The 3,284-nt window shown below is 70.7% G+C and carries 1 protein-coding gene; it reads left to right on the top strand.

Features of this window, described 5'->3' with window-relative positions; translation table 11 throughout:
• Window positions 1-697: 697 nt before the first annotated feature.
• Window positions 698-3,284, top strand: a 2,587-nt coding sequence (locus ABZ749_RS32355) for a helix-turn-helix domain-containing protein (protein WP_357234547.1), incomplete at its 3' end; no start/stop codon positions are given.

Raw genomic sequence — 3,284 nt, 5'->3', positions numbered from 1 at the left:
TTCGCCGCCGGTACGCCAGCGTAGACGCCGACCTGGAGCAGGACCTCCGCCACCTCCGCCGGCGCCGCGGCGGGGACGCCACGGCGCTCACGACCGGCATCGGCATGATGCCGACCACCGCGCTGATCATGGGTGCGGTGACAGGGTGCCTGTCGCGGATCAACCGCTACGGCGGTTACCCCACTGGCGAGGGCTCTGGACCGAGCCCCGGCCAGTGGGGTTCTGACCCTTTCCGAATGGTTGAGGTGAGGCGACCTTGCCCTTCGCGCGTCGGGCAGCCCGATTCGCGGGAACGGCGGGCGGATCGGTCTCACCCTCGGTCTCGGCCGTGGTTGAGGTGTCGGCTGCCGCCGCGTCGGCGTCCTGGGCGGGCTCAGGCTCCGGCATCGGGTCTCCTTGGATTGGTGGGGTCCTGCGGGCCATCGACGGCCGGCGGACGCGGACTGATCGACGCCGGGGCGCGGCTTGACGGTAGCGCAACGCCAGGCCCAACCGCGTGTTCCCCCGCTCCAATGGGACGGTCGTTACCTGCTGCCTGGCGGCGCGGACCGAGCCCCGGGCCGCAACCGCATCGCCACAACTGGATACTTCTTCTGGCCCGATCCGATGGGCGCCCGTGCCGAAGCTCGCCATGGTCGCGCGGCCAGAGTTGCGGCCCAGTATGCGGAGGTGGGTATTGGGCCGTCCGGAGAAGCCAGTGGACCCGGCGGCGGGCCCGGTGCAACGGTTGGCGTGGCAGCTACGACAGTTGCGGGAGCACGCGGGCAACCCGAGCTATCGGCTCCTGGCTCGGCGCGCGCACTACTCGGCAAGCACGTTGGCGGACGCGGCGAAGGGTGACCGGCTGCCGGCGCTGGAGGTGACGCTCGCGTACGTTCAGGCCTGCGGCGGCGACCCGGCCGAATGGCGGGCACGGTGGTCGGCCATCGCCGAAGCGGCGGTCGCCTCCAGCACCGCCGAGACCATCGCGCAACGCTGCCCGTATCAGGGGCTGACGGCATTCCAGCCCGAGCAGGCGGAGCTGTTCTTCGGCCGTACGGAGCTTGTCGAGCGGCTGCTGGCACGGGCCGATCGGCGGTGCCTGACCGCGGTCGTCGGGGCTTCCGGAAGCGGCAAGTCCTCGTTGCTGCGGGCCGGTCTGCTGGGAGCCATCACCGCCGACCGTGGGCTCGCCCAGCGGTGGCAGACGATGTTGTTGACGCCGACCGAACACCCGCTGGAGGCGTTGGCCGCCGAGATCGCCAAGTTGACCGGCCAGGACGCCCCAGAGATCCGGAAGGAGCTGGCGGCGGATGCCGCCGCGCTCGACATCGCGGTGCGGAGCGCACTGGCAGGCGGCCCCCCGCAGACCCGCGCGCTGCTGGTGGTGGATCAGTTCGAGGAGGTGTTCACACTCTGCCCCGACAAGGCGGAACGCCGCCGGTTCATCGAGGCGCTGCTGGACGCCGCGCAGGGGGCCGACCGCCGCACCACGGTGGTACTCGGGGTACGCGCCGACTTCCTCGCCCACCTCATGCAATATCCGGACCTGGCCGTCGCGCTGGAGGACGAGGCGCACCTCCTGGTGCGGCCGGTGAGCGTCACCGACCTGCGGGAGATCATCATTCGGCCCGCCGCCCAGGTCGGCATGGGCGTCGAAGCCGACCTGGTAAGTACGGTGCTCGCCGATGCCGCCGACGAGCCGGGCGCTTTGCCGCTCGTCTCGCACGCGCTCCTCGAGACATGGCAACGACGAAGCGGGGAAACCCTCACTCTGTCGGCCTATCAGGCGAGCGGCGGCGTGCGCGGGGCGATCGCCCAGACCGCCGAGCGGGCCTATGGCGACTTCGGGGCAGCCGAGCGACAAGCAGCTCGCCGGGTCTTCCTGCGGCTCACCGCACTGGGCGACGGTACCGAGGACACCCGGCGGCCCATCATGCGTACCGAACTCGACGGCATCGCCGATGAGGCGGTCACCGCCCGAGTTCTGGACCAGCTGGCCGAATCCCGTCTGGTGGTCATGGGCGACGGCACTGTGGAGGTGGCCCATGAGGCGCTCATCCGGGCCTGGCCGCGGCTGCACCGATGGCTGACCGATGATCGGGCGAACCTGCTGATCCACCGGCGTCTCACCGAAGCCGCGCACACCTGGGTGACGCTCGACCGTGATACCGGGGCCCTGTACCGGGGAACCCAACTCCTGGGCGCGCAGGCCCTGGCCGAGGACGGTCCGGAGGAGCTCAACGAACTCGAAAGCTCCTTCCTGCACGCCAGCTCCGCTCTCGCCGAGTCCGAGCAGAACGCCGGCCGACGTCAGGCCCGCCTGTTCAAGCATCTCGTCGCAGGCATATCCACCCTTCTCGTACTCGCCCTGCTGGGCGGCGCCGTCGCGGTACGACAACGCCAGGACGCCCGCCGACAGCAGGTTGCCGCGCTCTCCAGCGAACTGTCGCTGCAAGCCCGATCCCTGCTCGCCACCGATCCCGATCTGGCCGGCCTGCTGGCCGTCGAGGCCGATCACCTCAACTCCAACACCGAGACCCAGGGCAGCGTGCTGAGCGCGGCGGCCGCGCCCCGCCGCACCGAACTCAACGTCGGCGGGCCCTCCATCTACACGGTCGCGTTCAACCCGGACCATTCCCTGTTGGCCTCCGCGGCCGGTGACGGCACCGTCGGGTTGTGGGACCCCGCACGTGGCGAGCGGATCGCCATCCTCTCCGGTCACACCGGTCGGACCTCCGACCTGGCCTTCGCGGACCACGGAAGGCTGCTCGCCTCCGTCGGGATCGACAAGTCCATCATCATCTGGGACGTCGCGACGCGCCAACAGAAGACCCGGTTGACGGAGAACAGCCTCGGGTCGGGCATGGCCTTCAGCCCGGACGGGACCAAGCTCGCCGTCGGCCTCACGGGCGGCCCCGCGGCCGACGCGAATGCCGGCCGTGCCGGCGACATCGCCCTCTACGATCTGCGGACCACAACTCGCACAGTGCTCCGCGAGCACCGGAGTCAGGTCAGATCCCTCACGTTCAGCCACGACGGCGCGATCCTTGTCTCCAGCGACGGGGTGGAGCACCCGGCCGCTTGGCGTGTGGCGACCGGCACCGTGTTCGCCAGACTGCCCGCCCAGCATGTCTTCTCGGTCGCCTTCGGTCCCTCGGGCTATGTCCTCGCGGGTTCCGCCGACGACCGCGGGGTGTACCTGTGGGACCTTGCCACCGGCCAGCCGGTCCGCCTTCCGCCGTTACCGCTTGCCGGCCGCTACGCATGGACCATCTCCGCGCCCACCGACAACAGGCTCGCCG

The sequence above is a fragment of the Micromonospora sp. NPDC047753 genome (assembly GCF_040642735.1).
In the GTDB taxonomy this organism is placed as follows: domain Bacteria; phylum Actinomycetota; class Actinomycetes; order Mycobacteriales; family Micromonosporaceae; genus Micromonospora.
Note: the sequence above shows the minus strand (reverse complement) of the source record. Positions and strands in the feature narration are given on the sequence as shown.